Origin of the sequence: Agrobacterium sp. LAD9 (assembly GCF_003031125.1) — a bacterium.
In the GTDB taxonomy this organism is placed as follows: Bacteria; Pseudomonadota; Alphaproteobacteria; order Rhizobiales; family Rhizobiaceae; genus Agrobacterium; species Agrobacterium radiobacter.
The window spans coordinates 15,586-32,982 of the sequence record NZ_PHGS01000031.1 but is presented as its reverse complement, the minus strand read 5'-3'; the positions used below and the strand labels follow the sequence as shown (position 1 = coordinate 32,982).

The 17,397-nt window shown below is 57.9% G+C and carries 14 protein-coding genes; 5 read left to right on the top strand and 9 right to left on the bottom strand.

The window, feature by feature from the left end:
* The first annotated feature begins 411 nt into the window (after positions 1-411).
* Positions 412-1,311, top strand: coding sequence for a LysR family transcriptional regulator (locus tag DA915_RS27430; protein WP_107677964.1), 900 nt, complete (start codon positions 412-414; stop codon positions 1,309-1,311).
* A gap of 285 nt (positions 1,312-1,596) precedes the next feature.
* On the opposite strand, the gene DA915_RS27425 is transcribed toward DA915_RS27430, so the two are convergent.
* From DA915_RS27425 to DA915_RS27405, 5 genes are all read right to left on the bottom strand, one after another.
* Positions 1,597-2,157, bottom strand: a complete 561-nt coding sequence (locus DA915_RS27425; protein WP_244600798.1) for a hypothetical protein — start codon at positions 2,155-2,157, stop codon at positions 1,597-1,599.
* Between the two features lie 193 nt (positions 2,158-2,350).
* A complete protein-coding gene (locus DA915_RS27420; RefSeq protein WP_107677894.1) occupies positions 2,351-3,805 on the bottom strand; it encodes an aldehyde dehydrogenase family protein in 1,455 nt (484 codons plus the stop codon).
* Between the two features lie 120 nt (positions 3,806-3,925).
* Positions 3,926-5,005 (bottom strand): MBL fold metallo-hydrolase, encoded by a 1,080-nt coding sequence (locus DA915_RS27415; RefSeq protein ID WP_107677893.1) that lies wholly within the window; start codon positions 5,003-5,005, stop codon positions 3,926-3,928.
* Between the two features lie 52 nt (positions 5,006-5,057).
* The gene (locus tag DA915_RS27410) at positions 5,058-6,188 is read right to left on the bottom strand and encodes an NAD(P)-dependent alcohol dehydrogenase (RefSeq protein WP_305765034.1); all 1,131 of its coding nucleotides are present in this window, start codon (positions 6,186-6,188) and stop codon (positions 5,058-5,060) included.
* A gap of 248 nt (positions 6,189-6,436) precedes the next feature.
* Positions 6,437-7,291, bottom strand: a complete 855-nt coding sequence (locus DA915_RS27405; RefSeq protein WP_107677892.1) for a pirin family protein — start codon at positions 7,289-7,291, stop codon at positions 6,437-6,439.
* A gap of 197 nt (positions 7,292-7,488) precedes the next feature.
* Between DA915_RS27405 and DA915_RS27400 the strand changes: the two genes are divergently transcribed.
* The 4 genes from DA915_RS27400 to DA915_RS27385 all read left to right on the top strand — a co-directional run bounded on the left by DA915_RS27400 (position 7,489) and on the right by DA915_RS27385 (position 12,546).
* Positions 7,489-9,168 carry an MFS transporter gene (locus DA915_RS27400; protein ID WP_192886680.1) on the top strand — a complete coding sequence of 560 codons (1,680 nt, stop codon included), beginning with the start codon at positions 7,489-7,491 and terminating at the stop codon, positions 9,166-9,168.
* A gap of 121 nt (positions 9,169-9,289) precedes the next feature.
* On the top strand, positions 9,290-10,390 hold the full coding sequence (locus DA915_RS27395) for a Gfo/Idh/MocA family protein (RefSeq protein ID WP_107677891.1): 1,101 nt from the start codon (positions 9,290-9,292) through the stop codon (positions 10,388-10,390).
* A gap of 131 nt (positions 10,391-10,521) precedes the next feature.
* Positions 10,522-11,538 carry an aldo/keto reductase gene (locus DA915_RS27390; protein WP_107677961.1) on the top strand — a complete coding sequence of 339 codons (1,017 nt, stop codon included), beginning with the start codon at positions 10,522-10,524 and terminating at the stop codon, positions 11,536-11,538.
* Positions 11,539-11,568: 30 nt separating this feature from the next.
* On the top strand, positions 11,569-12,546 hold the full coding sequence (locus tag DA915_RS27385; RefSeq protein WP_107677890.1) for a LysR family transcriptional regulator: 978 nt from the start codon (positions 11,569-11,571) through the stop codon (positions 12,544-12,546).
* A gap of 55 nt (positions 12,547-12,601) precedes the next feature.
* Here the strand turns inward: DA915_RS27385 and DA915_RS27380 are convergent, their stop codons facing one another.
* From DA915_RS27380 to DA915_RS27365, 4 genes are all read right to left on the bottom strand, one after another.
* Entirely contained in the window at positions 12,602-13,321 is a 720-nt protein-coding gene (locus DA915_RS27380) for a L,D-transpeptidase (protein ID WP_162743684.1), read from the bottom strand.
* 127 nt (positions 13,322-13,448) lie between these two features.
* The gene (locus DA915_RS27375; RefSeq protein WP_107677889.1) at positions 13,449-14,366 is read right to left on the bottom strand and encodes a LysR family transcriptional regulator; all 918 of its coding nucleotides are present in this window, start codon (positions 14,364-14,366) and stop codon (positions 13,449-13,451) included.
* A 153-nt stretch (positions 14,367-14,519) separates the two neighbouring features.
* Positions 14,520-15,269: a MerR family transcriptional regulator gene (locus DA915_RS27370; RefSeq protein ID WP_107677888.1), complete on the bottom strand. Its 750-nt coding sequence runs from the start codon at positions 15,267-15,269 to the stop codon at positions 14,520-14,522.
* A gap of 9 nt (positions 15,270-15,278) precedes the next feature.
* Entirely contained in the window at positions 15,279-17,183 is a 1,905-nt protein-coding gene (locus DA915_RS27365) for a S9 family peptidase (RefSeq protein WP_107677887.1), read from the bottom strand.
* Between the last annotated feature and the right edge of the window lie 214 nt (positions 17,184-17,397).

Sequence of the window (17,397 nt, the reverse complement as noted above, 5' to 3'; positions counted from 1 at the left end):
ATTTTTCGTTTGGCAGCTCCAATTTAATCTCCTAGTTTTCTGTCGAAACAAGCATGAGGCCTGGATCGCCGACGCAATAGCCCGTCTAGGTGAAACCCGTCGTTGCGGAATTACGAACGACGTCGGCACGCCCTTACTGCGTGGATAAAGTTCGGGCGGCTAATGCGGCAGAGTTCCGAGGCGGAGGGCCATCCTCCCTTCCCAAAGTCGACCATAATGCCGGATCAACCTCGTCTCCTATCGCGGCGGTTGAGGGTGATATTCACCAGGGACTTGCGTGGTCCGTTAATTCAGCTCGGCCCTCTCATGTTGCTGAAGTTCATTAGTGCGACCGCAGAGCGAATTGGGAACTTGACAATATGTCATGCCCAGTGTTGCAGTAGCTGCAATTACTGGAGGGGGGTGTTGTTAATGGCGGAACCCGAGTCTGTTGAGATCTTGGATCTAATCTCTTTCATTCGGGTGGTTGAAACCGGTAGTATCGCGGGTGCGGCCAGCCGTTTGGGGATTGCCAAATCGATCGTCAGTCGCCGCATCAGTCGTCTAGAAAATTTTCTAGGTGCAACACTCCTCACACGTTCCCAAAAGGGAACAGCTCTCACAGATGTTGGCCGCGAGTATCATGTGCGAGCAGCTTCTGGGCTGGCCGAGTTAGAGTCCGCGCAGGAAATGGTTGTGAGGTCAACGACGGAAGCATCCGGTCAGGTCAGAGTTTCCGTTCCCGTGGCTTTCGGGGAGTTCTGTCTCGCTCCACTGCTGGCAGAGTTCGCCCTGCTCCATCCGCGGATTCACTTTGATGTACGCTTTGAAGATCGTCAGCCGGATCTTGTAGCCGAGGCGTATGACTTGGCGGTAAGGATCGGAAGTATCCCTGATTCCGTGCTAATTACGCGGAAGCTTGCAAAGGTCCGCTGGGCTGTCGTCGCCAGTCCTTCCTATCTGGAAGCAAGAGGGCGCCCCTCAAAGCCTGCTGAACTGGCGACGCATAACGCGATCCTCTACTCCTTTGATACGCTCGGCTGGCGTTTTCAAGGTCCGGATGGATGGGAACAAGTCCGCGTGAACTCACAATTCCGCTCAGACAATGGTCAAATGATGCTTTCCGCTGCGCGCGCCGGACTTGGTATCGTGGTCCTGCCCGTCTTCATGGTTCAAGAGTCGCTCGCCAGCGGCGACCTCGAAGAGGTGGTCCCTGGCTATAGTCACGCGGGAGCAGATTTGCACATATTGATGCCGCCAGCCCGCGCGGGTATCGCTCGAGTGCGCGCGCTGGTGAACTTCTTGTATGAGAAGTTCGAACGTGAAATCTGATGCGTTTGCGGTCCTTCAAGGTCGATATGGCGACGGGATGCTAAAGACGAGGCACTCTTTCGAGCGACGAGCCTGAGCCTCAGAAAGCGTTTGGCGCTGCCATGGATCCGAGCGTTTCGCTGCTAATAGTGGCCACGATAGCACGCCTTTACGGTCATTTGCCCAGAAGGCGACCGGCGGCGATCCTGTCGCCGTTCTCTAAAGGTCACGACCTGCGATAAGAACCGCAAGGCCAGATGCGGTCATTGGAGAGTGGGGCCAACTGCAACGTATTGCAGAAGGTTTTCAAGTCACTTTTCCGATAAGGCGGGCGAGCGAAACCTTAGCCAAATCGGCGAATTCCTGCTCAACTTGCGAAAGTGGATCGGCGGTGCTGAACCGCTCTTCAATCGTGGCCAGCAGGCGATCACGCAGGTCCGGGTCGGAAATGCTCGCATGTTCGATCAGCGCGCGAATGGCAGTTTCGGTTACGACCTTCTGAGCGCTTTGCGTATGAGCAGATTTCTCGCGTCTCTCCCTTTCGAGCTCCGCATGGCTCTCTGCCTTTCGGCGCCTCGACCGAATTCCTTGTTCTTTTTCCCAATAGCGGGCTGTACCGCGCCCCACATAGAGTATGTCCCAGGCATGCTCTGGATCACCACCCTTGGCCGTATCCGCATCAGCACCACACAGGTGCAAAAATAGCCGACGCATGGCGACGTCCGCGAAGTAAGTGTGGGTGGTGGTGCGCGGTCCAAGTGACTGAAATGCAGCCTCCGATTCCTTTGCCGCCTGGGTGATAGCTGCATGTATCGCATCCATCATAGTTCTTTCCGCCTGCTTCACGGCGTCGACCTTGTCCTGCAAATTACTAGCCTTTCGAAGGGTGCTGCATCCAACTCGAGGAGATGCCAACCGGTTTGATCGGATATCTCCATTGGTCAGCCAGACTGGATTGGTAACATTAAGTGGGAATTACGTCCCAAGACCGCACGCAAATTTCCGTTTAACGTCCAGTAATCCCGGCCGCGAGGAACACCTTAAGACCAACTGGCTCCTTTTATCGCAACAAACCCGGCTTAAGAGCGATGTGCTTATACTCGATAAAGTCCTCGATGGCGGCAACGCCGTTCAGCCTCCCGAGACCGGATTGCTTGAAGCCACCCTCCTCCGTCCCGTCGTACACCTTGGCCCAGTCGTTGACGAACACGCTTCCCACTTCAAGCGCCTGTGCGACCCGTAACGAGCGATCCAGGTCCCGCGTCCAGACCGAGGCCGACAGGCCATAGTCGTTATCGTTTGCCAGCACGACGGCTTCCCGCTCATCTGAGAACCGCTGGATTGTTATGACGGGACCGAATGTTTCCTGCTGCACGATCGGCAGGCTGTTGTCGAATACCTCGAGCATCGAAGGACGGAAAAAAGCACCTTTCGCCAAAGGACCTTCTGGCACGGGACCGCCTCGAACGACCACAGTTGCACCATTTGACAGCGCATCTTTCACTACGTTGTCGACACGGGCGACGTTCTCCTTGTCAATGAGTGGCCCCATATCGCTCGCTGGGTCCGATGCCGGCCCGACTTTGACAGCACGCAGCCTTTCGGCGAGGCCGTCGCGCACCAGTTCATAGATTGAACTCTGCACCAGTAGCCGTGAGCCGGTCATGCAGAACTGACCAGCAAAGATGGTGAGAGCCTTTTCGAGAACAGGCAGCATGGCTTCAATGTCGGCATCGTCAAACACGATCATTGGGGTCTTGCCGCCGAGTTCGAGCCCGAACCGCTTCATTCTCTTCGCACCAATAGCCCCGATGGTTCGCCCGGTTTGTGTGCTTCCAGTGAAGCTGATCGTCGGCACATCGGGACTTTCAACCAGAAGGGCAGCGCCGTCCGCGCCGCTCTCGACGAACATGTTCACGACGCCTTCCGGCAGGTCTGTCGCTTCCGCCAGGACCTTGGTTAGAACACTGGCGATCTGCGCCGTCTGACCGGGCATCTTGACGACGACCGTGCAGCCGGCGGCGAGCGCTGGAGCGAATGAACGAACCGACAATATGACGGGAGAATTCCAAGGGACGATGATCCCTGCCACTCCCATCGGCTGGCGCAGAATCACGGAGAGGCTGCCGGGCTTGGGCGATGTCGCTCGCCCTGCCTCCGTACGCGCCATAGCAGCCCAGTATCGAAGCTTGCTCGGACTACCGTCGATCTCCAGCGCCGCCTCGCCGTGCAGTTTGCCGTTTTCAAGCGAGAGGATGTCGATCAGGCGTACGCGATTTCGCTCGATCGCCGATGCCATCTGATCGAGCACCCTTGCCCGAAGCTCAGCATCGTCGCGCCAAGCGGTTCCGCGGAATGCGCGTTTTGCGGCTTCGATGGCAGAGTGCGCGGCCGCTCCGCCATCGTCCGGATAATCTCCGATCGTCTCATATGTCGCCGGATCGATGGAGCGGCCGCGTTTGGAAGACGAGACAAAGGTGCCGTCGATCCAGTTGCTTGCGGAAAACGTCGTCATTGACTTGCCTTTCTGATGTTGCATGGGCGCGCGAGATCCGGCCCGCACTCACCGGCGGCCTCCGGACACAACGGGGTGATGCCCACTCGATTTCGAGTTGTGCCGGAGGACGATCCCGGTTCAGGTCAGGAACGGTGGGGGATTTTCACCCCTCAGGCGGTAGTTCGGCCGCGGCCTTTCCAGGCGGATCGACTCCAGCACGGTATAGGCGTGGTATTTCGTCTGGGTCGTCACGCCCGCAAGCCGCTCGGACCAGAGCTGGCCATTGCTACTTTTCTTTTCGAGGACATATTTCGTGGCAAAATTGGCCATCGAATTGATCCAGTTCTCGGTCCCGGAAAAAACCTGGTCCCAGCCGGCGCCCTCCAGGATGCTGACGAGCGCATCCGACCGGCTGAATCGATCCACGGCTGCCTGTGCTCCGTCGAGGACGTCCTGGAAATACTCGATTGAAGCTGCGACCGTTTCCGGCGTCCCGTATTTCATGTGATGGCCGGCCACGAGGAAATCGAAGTCATATTCCATCAGTTGCTTCTGGGCTTCGTACCAGCCGGTAATATTCTGCGATGCGTCGCAATGCATGAAGGTGGCGCTGCCGGGACTGACGATGTCGATGACGGTCAGCACCTTTTGGGCTGGCGCATAGATAAAGATGTTGCCGGGGCAGTGGTTCTCGCCTTTGTAGGACAGTTCGAGCGTCACCCCGCCGACGACAAGCAGATGATCCTTGTCGAATGTCACGGTAGGCACTGGTCGGTTCGGATCGGGAAACCGCTCGAGCAGTTCCCTGGTGATTTCGTGTGCGACGATCTCGACATTCGGTCCGAAAACAGAGGCGGCGCCGATGTGATCGGTGTGCCAATGGCTGTAGATCAAATGCGTTACCGGTTTGTCCGTGACGTCTTCGATCGCGGCCAGCATGTTTTCACCGATCGTCGGCGGTGCGTCGATGGCGACGACACCGTCGCTGGTCACGACGAAGGCCGCGTCATAGCCGCCGCTGGTGACCCAGTAGAAACCGCCCCGAAGCTCCTCGACATGGTAGCCGAGCCGCTGGAAGCGTTCGGAAGAGAAATACTCAGGATAGTATCCCGGCGGATCAGCGGGGTGTTCCCCGGCCTCCGGAAAGCCGTAATGGTCGATCCCGAAAAAGTTAGGCTCGTCGGTCGCTCTGATCAGCTTCTGGTGTCGGTCGCACATGTGATAAATTCTCCATGATGTTTGCGATATCGAAAGAAAAGTGGGTGGGTGGCTAAGCGGCTTGCGGGGGAAAGCGCAGGACGGCCTTGATCACGCGTCCTGCCGCGACATCGTCAAATGCCTCATTGATGTCGGCGAAGTCGTAGAAGGTGAGCAGCCTGTCGAACGGGAAACGACCGTTTCGATAGAGACCGACCAGTTCCGGAATCATCAGGCCGGAAATGGCATCGCCCTGGATAATCCCGATGAGGCTTTGCCCTACCGTGAGCCGGGATGCATCGACAACCGCGCCCGAATGGTCGTTGAAGGCGACGAAACCGAACTGCCCCATCGGAGCAAGGGCACCTATGCCGGCGTCGAGGTTCTCCTTCCGGCCGCTCGTGTCGAGGACGTATTCGACGCCGCGAGAGGTGATATCCCTGATCGCCGCGGCTACATCGGTTTGCTCACGCGGGTTGACGCAATGCGTCGCGCCGAGTTCGCAAGCGAGCTTCAGCCGTTCGGCATTGACATCGATGGCGATGATGATTGCAGCATCGGCGACCTTGGCAGCCATGATCGCAGCCAGTCCCACCGCCCCTACTCCGAAGATCGCGATCGAAGCGCCGACCGGCACTTTCAACGCTTTCAAGACCGAGCCGGCTCCGGTCTGGAACCCGCAACCGAGCGGCCCGAGCAGTTCGAGCGGAACATCGTCCGGGACCTTGACGGCGTTGCGCTGATGAGCGAGCGCATGAGTGGAGAATGAGGACTGACCAAAGAAGTGCGCATGGAGCCTGTTCCCATCAGGCGCTGCAACGCCGATCGTTCCATCGAGCCTGGCGCCGGCGAAATTCGTTTCCCAGACGTGGTCGCAGTAGGCCGCGTGGGAAGACATGCATGGCTTGCAGTGGCCGCAGGAGTGGTAGGAAAGAACGACATGATCGCCGGGCTTGAGATGCGATACGGTCGATCCGACACGTTCAACGATGCCGGCGCCTTCATGGCCCAAGATCGCTGGCAGCGGAGTTGGCATGAGCTGTTGCCTGACATGCGCATCGGTCGCGCAAATACCCGTAGCAACCATGCGAATGAGCACTTCGTCGGAGCGCGGCGCCTCAAGCTTCACTTCACGAAGAATGAAGGGCCCATTTTTTTCTTCCAGTACGGCTGCGGTGGCGGATTGGGTCATCTTTTCCTCCATGGGCTGATTTCGGATACCGGGACGAGTGATCCCGCTCACGGACCACGCGATCCATGTTCGGAAAGGCTTGATCCGATCCGCTTGAGTTTTGGACGAGCGGTGTGAAGCGGCTTGTTTTCTCAGCCCGTTCGCGGGCCTGCTCTTTGCGAACATATCCATGCTGTCGAACGGCTAAAGACAGCAATGGCGGAACGTCGGGTTGCTGATAACGAAACCCTTTGTGGCTTCATGGCAGCTTGATAGTCAGATCAGACAGGTCGCATCTCGCCGGCATTCGGGAATTTGCCTTGGCGGTATGTGGCATAGTAGCCGGCAAGCTCCTCTTTGGAGCCTGCGATAAATGGGCCTTGTGCCACGACATGGATGTTTTGCGGTTGGCCTGCATACAAAAGCACCCGAGCACCGTCCTTCCCCGCCTTCAGCCTCATAAAGCTGTCGCCGTGAACCGCCAACGGACTGGTCCAGCCGACTTTGTCCTCGGCGAGAACTGTCCTTCCTGCGCCCGCCTCAATCTCGCCGGCGATGACCACGACGAAACCATTGTAGGACGACGGCAACACCTGCTCGAACTCAGCTTCCGTCTCAAGGCGGATATCGACTAAGGTCACCGGCACGGCGTTCTTCGCTGGCGCGATGATCCCTGCCGAACGACCGCTGTAGACGGTCGCCTCGAAACCGTCGCCGCGGTGTACCGGCATTTCATCCCGTCTCAGGATCTGTACCCTTGGCGCCATGTTGCGGTCCCGCTCAGGGAGAACCAGCCATAGCTGAAACAGACGCATCCCTGTCGAAACCTGGGCATCTTCCGAATGCACGATGCCGCTTCCGGCAGTCATCCATTCCACGTCACCTTCGACCAGGCGTCCGCCGGCATCCTCCATGGTGCCGTGAAGCATGAACGTGACGGTCTCCAGGCCGGCATGAGGGTGGGCCTCACCGAATTGCCCCTCGCCGGTCACGTGATCGTCCGCCATCAAGAAGAACGGGTCGGTCGCGGAAAAATTTCCCGGTGCAACGACGAGGGCTGCTTTGTGTCTCTCGCCCGCAAAGCCGGGGCCGAGAGGCGGTGTGATTGTAATGCTGTCGATGGACCTTTGAAACATCTTTGCTGCCCTCGTGAAGTTGAGAGGTGAAACCTGTCCGCTCTGTCAACGGATGTGCAGTGATTTTGAACGAGGCACCGCTCGCAACAAGTCACGATCCCCCGAACCCTATGTTGCAAAACCAGCAACGCCTCAGGCCACCAAGGTTGCGTTACGGTGCTGCGGATTGATCCCGACAAACCAATGACGAGAGTACGATGATGAGACTGACGCAACGTGTTCGCAGCTTTTTCCGTGAGGAAGCATGGGACTTTCCCGAGCATGAAAGGCCCGTGGTCGCGGGGTCGCCGGCGACGCCAGAGCATGTCCTGACGCTGCGGATCGCCTATGCCCTCGTCGCAATTCTGGTCGGCCTGACAGGGGGACTGGGCAACGCCCTCGTCATGGTCAACGTTACGGAGCTAAAAACGAGCTTGGCGTTGAGCTCAGTTCAGGCGGCCTGGCTGCCAACGGCCTATGCCATGACCAATATTTCTGCCAATCTGCTGCTGATAAAGTTCCGCCAGCAGTATGGTCTGCGTGTATTCACGCTGGTTGCCCTCGGCCTGTATGCTCTCCTCTCCATTACCTATTTGTTGACCGCAGATCACTGGCTCACACTCGCCGTTAGAGCTGCAAGCGGCTTTGTTGCGGCGGCGTTAACGCCGTTGTCTTTGTTCTACGTGATGCAGGCCCTTCCGGGCCGTTGGCGCGTCAGGGGGCTGATACTTGGCCTTGGCATCTCGCAATGCGCGTTCTCTCTTGCGACCGTCATCTCGCCATGGCTGTCTATCAGCTCGCATTGGCAGTCGATATTTCTGTTCGAAGCCAGTCTCGCATTTTTCTCTTTCGCCGCCGTCGGGACATTCCGGCTGCCACCCGCCGAGCGAGAGCGAGTATTCGAACCTTTGGATTTCCTCACCTTCCTGCTTTTGGGGGGTAGCCTCGCTCTAATTGCAGCAGTGTTGGGGCTCGGACGACTGGAAGGATGGTTCGAGGCGCCTTGGATCATTTGGTTTCTGTCGCTCGCGCTTCCGATGATCATCACCGCGCTGATACTTGAGAACGTACGGACCGCACCTCTCGTCAACCTGCGCTGGCTCGGGAGCGCTGATATCGTCCGCTTTGCTTTTGCAATTCTCATGGCCAGGGTCGTCCTTGCCGAACAGAATGTTGCAAACAAGTTCCTGAACGCGCTAGGAGGCAGCGACGAACACCTCAGAGCACTTTCGATCGTCACCTTTGTCAGCGCTGTTGCCGGCGTGATCGTGAGCGCTATCACGGTAAATGTCGAAAAACTGGTGATGCCCATGATGCTGGCGGTCACTGCAATAGCTGCCGCGACACTTGCCGACAGCTCCGCCACGAGCCTTGAGCATCTGCCCTGGTTTTATTTGTCCCAAGCGGTGATCTCATTCGCGGCCATGTTCTTTCTCGGGCCGGCACTGGTGTTAGGCATCACGAGCGCGCTGCAGAAAGGCGGCCGAGAACTCTTGAGTTTTATCGTGCTGTTTGGGGCGATCAATTCGATTGGCGCCCTTACCGGCCAGGCTTTGTTCGGATCCTATATCGACGGCATCGCGACTGTTTCGCGAGATTGGATCCTTGCCCATCAGAACGCCTTGCGCTTGGCAGCGGTCTTGGCTTTCTTAACGGCGGCCTATCTGGCTGTGCTCCTCGCAATTCGTATCCGCCATAAGCTTATGGAAATCCGCCGGGAGAAAGAGGTGTCCACTAGCGGTGCAGCCCCTTTCGATCCGGTCGGTGCGACCAAGCCGCAGTCAGGAATGCCTTGGCACCCTCCGAGCCTTTCGTTTCAGGCACGCGCTGTCTTGAGCGCTATAGCTACAGCCGGGGCAATACTTCTTTTGGTCGCAGTGTCCCCGCAGGGGCGCTAGCCGATATCCATGGCGTGGATGTTCGCTCATACCACTTATCGATTTCGTCGCAGTGCCGGGGTCGATTAGATCTTGCTCAGGACGCAGGTAGCGTTCCGTAACGTGATTTGGAGCATTGCAGATGTCGGATAAGAAATTTCGTGTGGGTATTATTGGAGCAGACACTCACGCAAGTTGGGCAGGCGCATCGCATGTGCCAGCCCTGGCGTCACAAACTCACCTGACGCTGGCGGCAGTCGCGACCCGACGCGAGGAAAGCGCCAAGGCGGCGGCCGAAGCATTCGGCGCAGAACTCTGGTTTGCCGATCCCTACGCGATGATCAGCGACGAAACCATTGACGTCATCACGGTCGCCGTGAAGGTGCCGGCTCACAAGGATCTCGTGATGGCCGCCTTGCAGGCGGGTAAAGCCGTCTATTGCGAAGCGCCTCTGGGCGCAACGTTGGCGGAAACAAACGAGATGGCCGCAGCAGTCGGGTCTTTGCATACCGCGATCGGCCTGCAAGGCCGGCATAATCCTGCCGTCCGACGTGCGGCGGAACTGGTCGCGTCAGGAAAGCTCGGTCGCCTGATGTCCGCCCGTGTCGGCGCAACCACATTCGGCTACGGTCCGCAATCTCCGAGCATGTACGACTATTTCAACAAGGCCGCTTCTGGCGCCAGCTTCATGACGATCACGGCAGGCCACGTGCTGGACGTCATCGAGGCTGTGCTCGGCAACATTTTGGAGGTCGATGCGCGCACGGAGTTGCTCTGGCCGGAGATCGAGATCGTCGATACAGGCGAGACTTCACAGCGAGAAATTCCGGATCATCTCGATCTGATCGCCAAGACGGCAAGCGGTGCGCCTGTATCCGTACAGATTCTGGCGGGCGTGCCTGCAGATGAGGCGAGTTTTGTATTCGAGATCCGTGGTTCGCAGGGCTGGCTGAAGCTGACCGGCAATCATCTGGCGGGCGTACAGGTCGGAGACATTTTACTTTCATCGAGCGTGGAATTCGCTGCGCCCGATAGGCCGGTCGCCAACGGTGTCGGTCCGACTGCGGCCGAATTCTGGTCAGGCGCCGCTATCAATGTCGGGGAGGTCTATGCGTCCCTGGGGCGCGATCTGACGAACGGTACATACACCACTCCCGGTTTCGACCATGCCCGCCATAACAGCCGTTTGATCGCGGCCGTCGAGCTTGCGGCAAGAACTGGCGAACGGCAGCACATCGTGTAAGGCGCCGCAGAAAGGCTCGGCGTTCGCAACGAATGTCGAGCCGGCCGTGAACGCAATCAGTGCGGAAATACGCTCAACAAAAGCTACCGCCGCCCGCCAAACTCGAGAATTTCAAAAAGAAGGACGACATCATGCAAATGCGCAAGCTGGGTGAAAGCGGGTTGTTCGTGTCGGAATTGTGTTTCGGCGCCATGACATTCGGCGGAACTGACGGACTATGGGGAAAGGTGGGAAGACTTGGACAGGGGGATGCCGATGCACTGGTCAAGGCCGCTCTCGACGCCGGCATAAACCTGTTCGATACGGCAAACGTCTATGCGCACGGACGCAGCGAAGAAATACTGGGACGTTCGCTGAAGAACCTTGGAGTGTCGCGCAGCGATGCCGTGATCGCCACCAAAGTCGCCTCCGCCATGGGTGACGGACCAAACCATCGCGGCGCTTCTCGGGGACATATAATCTCCGAATGCCGGGCAAGCCTCGGCCGGCTGGGTCTGGACCACATCGATCTATACCAGATCCACGCATTCGATTCCGCGACACCGATCGAGGAAACGCTGGAGGCGCTCGACACACTCGTCCGGGCCGGCGATGTTCGCTACATCGGTCTTTCGAACTGGGCCGCGTGGCAGGTCATGAAGGCGATCGGGATAACGCGCGCCAGAGCCCTCGCACCTGTCACGTCGCTGCAGGCATACTATACGCTTGTCGGACGCGATCTGGAGCGGGAGATCAGCCCGCTGCTCTCATCGGAACGTGTTGGCCTCATGGTCTGGAGTCCGCTTGCCGGCGGCTATCTCACCGGAAAGTATTCTGCTGGTGGCAATGCCGCAGGCGGCCGACAGACGGAATTGGATTTTCCACCCATCGATCGCATCCGGGGAGAGCCCCTGATCGCGGTCCTGAAAGCTGTCGCGGAGAAACACCGCTCCAGCCCGGCGCAAATCGCGATCGCCTGGCTGCTGAAGCAAAGGGTCGTCTCGACCGTCATCATCGGTGCGAAGCGCGTCGAGCAATTGCAGGAAAACGTTCGGTCCGCATCGATTGACCTGGACGATGACGATATGGCGAAGCTCGACGCGGTCAGTCGTCTGCCCGTCGAATATCCGGGCTGGTTGCTGAATGACGGAAACGGACACTCGCGGTGACACGGAAAAGATGCTTGAGATTGATGAAGGATGGGCTTAATGATCCATTCCATGAATTTACATGGGATCGATCTCAATCTTCTCGTTGCCTTTGACGCTCTCAATTCCGAGCGCAATGTCACACGCGCCGGAAGCCGTATTGGCCGGACCCAGCCGGCCATGAGCGCCGCTTTGTCGAGATTGCGATTTCTGCTGCGTGACGAATTGTTCGTTCGCGGGCCGACCGGCCTTCAACCCACACCGCGAGCGGTAGAACTCGCCGAACCTATCTCGCTTGCTCTGCGAGAAATTCAGCGGACCTTGCAATTCACGCAGGGTTTTGATCCCGGCAAATCAACCATGTCTTTTTCCATTGCCGTTTCGGCGCATGCAGGTTCAGTCATATTGCCGCGCCTCCTGTCATTGCTTGAGGAAAAAGCCCCCGGCATTGATATCAAGGTCAGGGATTATAGCAGCCGCGATGACGCGATTTCCCTGCTTGACAGCGGCGGCGTCGATCTGACCGTCGGAATTCCTCCCACGCCTACGAGCCGGATCCTGAGTGCCCGTCTTTTCCAGGAGCGGTTTGTTTGTATCCTGAGGAAGGATCATCCAATCGTCGGCCGCCCTTTCGATCCCGAGACGTTTCTGTCTCTGACGCATATCCTGGTCGCGCCCGACAATGAGGGCCTGGATGTTGCAGATGCCGCATTGGCTTCGAAGAATTTCAAGAGGCGCGCGGCCGTGACCATTCCCCATATGCATGCCGCGCCGGCATTGGTTGCATCATCGGACATGGTTGCGACCGTCGTCGAAAGCGTGGTTGCTCATTCAGGCTTTGCAAAGCGCCTCGCTGTCTTCGATTTCCCGCTCCCCCTGAACCCGATCCCATTCGTGCTGTCCTGGCATCGTCGCAATGACGGGCACCCGGCACAGCAATGGCTGAGAAACGGTCTGCTCGCCGCGTTTCCCCACGTGTGGCTCGCTTCAGAAAACATCTGCAGCGATCTTGCCCGGCAGTACTATTAGGCGGCCATCCGTATCGCCGCCAAGCAGCTCAGAACGCGGAACGTTCAATTTGGCATCACACGGCCATCGGCGTCTGATGCACGACGATTGGCGCATGGAAAGGAACACGGTCGTAAAGATCAACGATGTCCTGGTTCATGAGGCGGACGCAGCCGGATGAAACAGCTTTGCCGATGGATTGCCATTCGGGGTTGCCGTGGAGACGATACAGCGTATCCTCTCCGTTCTGGAAAATATAAAGGGCGCGAGCGCCTAGCGGGTTACGGAGACCAGGATCCATCCCTCCGTTCGCAACAGAGTATTTTTCCAGTTCGGGTTGCCGGGCAATCATCTCGCTCGGCGGCTTCCATCTTGGCCAATGCTGACGCCAGTGGATATATCCGTTCCCCTCCCACGAAAATCCGTCCCGCCCGATGCCAACGCCGTATCGCAACGCGCTTCCGCCATTTTCCACCAAATAGAGAAATCGCCTTGGCGTATCGACGACAACAGTTCCCGGCGCTTCGCCGGTCGGGTCAGCAACGCGCTGCCTGAGATATTCCGGGTTCATTCGCTCAAAAGGAACTGCGGGAACGAAATGTCCGCCGTCTTCAAATGCAGCGTAACGGGAAGCGAGTTCCGGGTCGATCGGTGAAGGCATTGGATCGGTAATTCGCTGAGGCGAGTTTGAGGCCGATCTTTCTTGCACTGTTGTGCATCCGCCGAGTATTCCCGGCGCCGCCAGAGAGCCGAGTACAAACGTACGGCGAGATATGAAACTATTTGGATTCTGCATTATGGAAACTGACCTTCGGGTTGGGCCTGGCATACATTGCTTGAATCGCACAGTACCCCCCCGCCGACCGAACATTCCATATCTGCATGAGTGATAGCCCTCATAACCGTTGGCTATGTCGTGACCGCTACCGCTGCTCCGCGGAGATTCCTTCAATGGTTCTGAGGCGCGGCATGACGAAGTCCGTAAATGCTCTAACGACCGGTCGCATAAACTTTGTGGACGGATAAGCAAGGAAAGCTTCGGTAGATCGGAGCCAATATTCGGGCAGCACCCTTACAAGTTCGCCGCCGGCCAGCAACTCCGATACGAGGTTCTTCTGCACCAGTCCAACGCCGCGACCACGTAAAAGTGCTGCAATCATGACATGCGCATTGTTCGTTGTGAGTATTGGCCTGACGACGACGTCCTCAGCGCGCCCGCCTGGCCCCAACAGGGAAATGGTGCTGCGCTGAGCGAGCATCTTCGGGGTACCGATGACGTCAAGCTCCGAAAGCCGTTGTGTGTCTTCGATCCCCCCCACCTGTTTCAGGTAACGAGGGGACGCGACGAGAAATCGCTCCACCCACCCAATGCGGCGTGCGATGACCTCCTGATCCTCGATTTTTCCGTAGTGAAGCGACAAATCGAAGTTATCATAGACCAAGTCGATTGTGCGCTCGTCGAGAGCCAGTTCGACGGAAATCCCGCAATGCTCATCCTGAAATTCCCCGACTATCCGTTCGAGATGGCCAACACCAATGCAAGATGGGGCGTGAATTCTCAGATTGCCTTCAATCTCACCTGTGTTGATGCGAACGCCCTCCAGCGCCGCGTCAATCGATGCGATCGCAACGCGGCTGGCCTCGTACAATTCGAGCCCATGCGCCGTCGGGCGAACGATTTTCGACGAGCGCTCCAGAAGCCTGGCTTGGACGTGCCGTTCCAGGTTCGAGATATGCTTAGTAACCGCCGGCTGCGTTACCCCGAGGTCCCGTGCCGCAGCCGTAATCGAACCCTTCTCGACGGTGCGGATAAAAGCTTTCAAAGCAACGTTGATATCCATGATATTGCTCTTGGTTATAATCTTCTCCGGCCATAACCAAGAGTTTAGAATATGGCGTGATGATGTTTGGGAACGGCAAACCGCCAAAATTTAGTGCGCCTGCCCACCGCAATCGGTCAATCATCTTGCGAGTTGACCAGCCCAAAACGGCGATCAGCGGCTGGATGCCAGCCCCCTTCTTATTTCCGTCAGTAATCGTTTCTGCTGATTGTTCGTACTATCGAGGGCATGAAGCCAGAGCAGCGCTGCTGCTTGCTGTTTCCCACTTCTGCTTAGAGCGTTGTCGAAGTCTCTCATCCATGACCCGAGATGTGCGATGTAATCGTCGGCAAGCGCTGAAATCTCGTTGTCGCTGCTACTTGGCCCCAACGCATCGAAACGATGCCCCAGCTCTCTTACGGTAGCACCATGTTCGAGATCTGCCAGTTGGTCGTAGAGCCGGGCCAGTTCTGCGCGCTGCTCTTTATCCAAAAGGTGTGACAGGAGTACAAATTGCTCTCGACCGGCTCGCACGGCTACAGGCTCTCGTCCCGCCTCCAGCGCCACCAACGACGCGGCGAATTCCGGCGCCATGTCGGGCGGTCCTTTGCCGTCGCGCAACGCTGCCACAATTCGGCGTTGATGCTCGAGAAGTTCGATCTGCCGCGTCAGCCCGTCATGAAGAGCCTCTAAACTGCCTATGCTCATCCCGGTATGATCGTCGAGAAGCGTTGGGATTTGCGAGAGCGAAATACCGAGCGCGGTCAATCGAACGATACGCAGCAGCCGGATCAGATGCGGCAGGCCGTAAATGCGATATCCATTATTCGTCCTTGGCGGCTCCGGCAAAAGTCCGATCTGGTGGTAGTGCCGCAGCGTGCGGATACTCACGCCCGCCAGTCCTGCGATCTCCTTGCTGTGCATGAGCCCCCCTCAGTGCTCGCCCCTCAAATGCCTTGCCAGAAAGCGCTCGATCCTTTGGTAAAGCTCAATATTGCTATCCTCATTGATGAACCAGTGCCCTTCGCGCTCGTTCAGAAGATAGTCAACCTCCACTCCATTGGCGCGTACCGTTTCCACCACCAGATCCGCCTGTGCCTGTGCGACACGTACGTCGTTCGCGCCGTGGACCACCAAAAGCGGTTTATAGATGCAATTAAGCCGGCTTGCCGGCGAGCGCGCAAGCATGTCGCGGTTCTGCATCTCGATGTCTGGATCGCCCATGTAAGTAAGGTAGGTGTTGATCAGCGCAGGCCGCACGAATGGGACGGCCCCATCCACAAGCACGCGGAGATCGGACATGCCGGAATAGTCGATAGCGGCAGCGAAGCGCTCGGGCGTAAAGCTGGCGCCCACCAGCGCGGCATAACCGCCATAGGAACAACCGTAGATCGCCACCCGCGCCGGGTCAGCGATACCCTGCCCAATTAGCCAGTCGAGCCCGTCGATCAGGTCGTCATGCATACGGCCGGAGAACTCCCCGATCGCGGCTTGCATGAACGCTTTGCCGTAGCCGGTCGAGCCGCGAAAATTCACCTGCAGCACGGCATAGCCGCGGTTGGCGAGGAACTGCACTTCCGGATCATAAATGCAGGCATCGCGATACCACGGCCCGCCATGTACCAGAAGCACGGTCGGCAGCGCACACGGCTCATTCCTGGCATCGAACCCGACGGGCAGAGTGACATGGCACGGCAACGTCAATCCGTCGCGCGACGTCACATCGATGGGTCGTACGCTCGCCAGCCGCTCGGCTGAGAGCTCTGAAAATCGCTCGCCAAGCACATACGCTTCGCCGCTCTCATGTTCGTAAAACCATGTCGTGCCGGGATGTCGGTCATCCCAAAATTCGATCACCCATTTTCCCCCACCGACATCGCAGGAAATGTGTCCTATTTCCCCGGTTGACAGCCGCTGTAAGCTATCTAGCACGGCGGCAAAATGCGGGTTCAGCGGCCGTATCTTCTGTCTTTTGCCAAGGTACCGTAGTCCCAGCAGCTCGCCTGTCACAGGATTGGTGATCAGGCTGGACGGAAAGCGCGGATCGGCCTCAGGTCGCGGCGTATCGAGGCTGCAATCGGGTTGGCTGTCGATTACCCTTTGCCTGCCCGTCGCAAGGTCGATGGCGGCAAGATAGGTGTGGTCGCTCCCCGTATTGCAGCCGACGAAGATGCTCTTTCCATCCGCCGCAACCATCAGCGGCATCGGCCCGATTGGCTGGTCACGCCCCTTAAGTCTGGCCAACGTAATGAAAACCCCATTCTCGTAGCGAGCCAGTTCGTGGTCACCGGCGTCGTCGATGATGAAGGCATGCATCGGACTGTTCGGTGTAACGATCCAGCGTACGAAGCGATTAGGACTTTCTGCAGCGATCCTGATTTCGCCATTTTCGATATTGACCTCGTATAGGTCGATCAGGCCCGGACTTCTGAGGTTCATCTGCACGAAAGCCTTGCCTGGAAGCGCGGCGGAAAAGTCAAGACCCATCACCCGCACGCCTGGAAAGGGCGTCAAGTCGACGGTTCGCGCCTTCCCGCAAACCGTCTCTGCCCCGTCCACCTCTACGCGATGAAGGTGCCAGTTCTCGTCGCCCCGGCTGTTCTGCACGAAGAGAATGTAGCGAGCATCAGGCGTCCAACTAAAGCCGTCGATATTGCGCGTGTCATCACCCGTCAATCGCCGCGCCGCGCCTTGTCCGATAGGCCGCACCCAGATGTTCAACCGCCCACGCCAGGGCGCTAGATAGGCCACCACCCGGCCATCGGGAGAAATCTGCGCGCGCGAAAATTCTGGCGTTCCAAACAGCGTTTCAATCGGGATGAGATCAGGAGCAGTCATGTCGAACCTCACATCGTCGACGGACCGCGATACCTAACGGGCCGCCCACACTGAGACAATATCGACACACTGCCTAAACTATGACGTTACGTCGGAGTCAACGGTGAGAGCCGGCTTGGTCCGGCACTCACGTAATTTCTGCGTAACTGTGAAAATCCATAAGCGTCCGGCGGGAACGCGCTTCGCTCTCGCAACCGAATGAACTTATCGAGAA

What these genes read in the sequence shown, in the direction of transcription:
- DA915_RS27430 (WP_107677964.1), top strand. Translation starts at nt 412, where the DNA reads ATGGCGGAACCCGAGTCTGTTGAGATCTTGGATCTAATCTCTTTCATT.
- DA915_RS27370 (WP_107677888.1), bottom strand. Translation starts at nt 15,269, where the DNA reads ATGCACAGCAAGGAGATCGCAGGACTGGCGGGCGTGAGTATCCGCACG.
- DA915_RS27380 (WP_162743684.1), bottom strand. Translation starts at nt 13,321, where the DNA reads ATGCAGAATCCAAATAGTTTCATATCTCGCCGTACGTTTGTACTCGGC.
- DA915_RS27395 (WP_107677891.1), top strand. Translation starts at nt 9,290, where the DNA reads ATGTCGGATAAGAAATTTCGTGTGGGTATTATTGGAGCAGACACTCAC.
- DA915_RS27410 (WP_305765034.1), bottom strand. Translation starts at nt 6,188, where the DNA reads ATGGAGGAAAAGATGACCCAATCCGCCACCGCAGCCGTACTGGAAGAA.
- DA915_RS27385 (WP_107677890.1), top strand. Translation starts at nt 11,569, where the DNA reads ATGGGCTTAATGATCCATTCCATGAATTTACATGGGATCGATCTCAAT.
- DA915_RS27420 (WP_107677894.1), bottom strand. Translation starts at nt 3,805, where the DNA reads ATGACGACGTTTTCCGCAAGCAACTGGATCGACGGCACCTTTGTCTCG.
- DA915_RS27405 (WP_107677892.1), bottom strand. Translation starts at nt 7,291, where the DNA reads ATGTTTCAAAGGTCCATCGACAGCATTACAATCACACCGCCTCTCGGC.
- DA915_RS27375 (WP_107677889.1), bottom strand. Translation starts at nt 14,366, where the DNA reads ATGGATATCAACGTTGCTTTGAAAGCTTTTATCCGCACCGTCGAGAAG.
- DA915_RS27400 (WP_192886680.1), top strand. Translation starts at nt 7,489, where the DNA reads ATGATGAGACTGACGCAACGTGTTCGCAGCTTTTTCCGTGAGGAAGCA.
- DA915_RS27415 (WP_107677893.1), bottom strand. Translation starts at nt 5,005, where the DNA reads ATGTGCGACCGACACCAGAAGCTGATCAGAGCGACCGACGAGCCTAAC.
- DA915_RS27390 (WP_107677961.1), top strand. Translation starts at nt 10,522, where the DNA reads ATGCAAATGCGCAAGCTGGGTGAAAGCGGGTTGTTCGTGTCGGAATTG.
- DA915_RS27365 (WP_107677887.1), bottom strand. Translation starts at nt 17,183, where the DNA reads ATGACTGCTCCTGATCTCATCCCGATTGAAACGCTGTTTGGAACGCCA.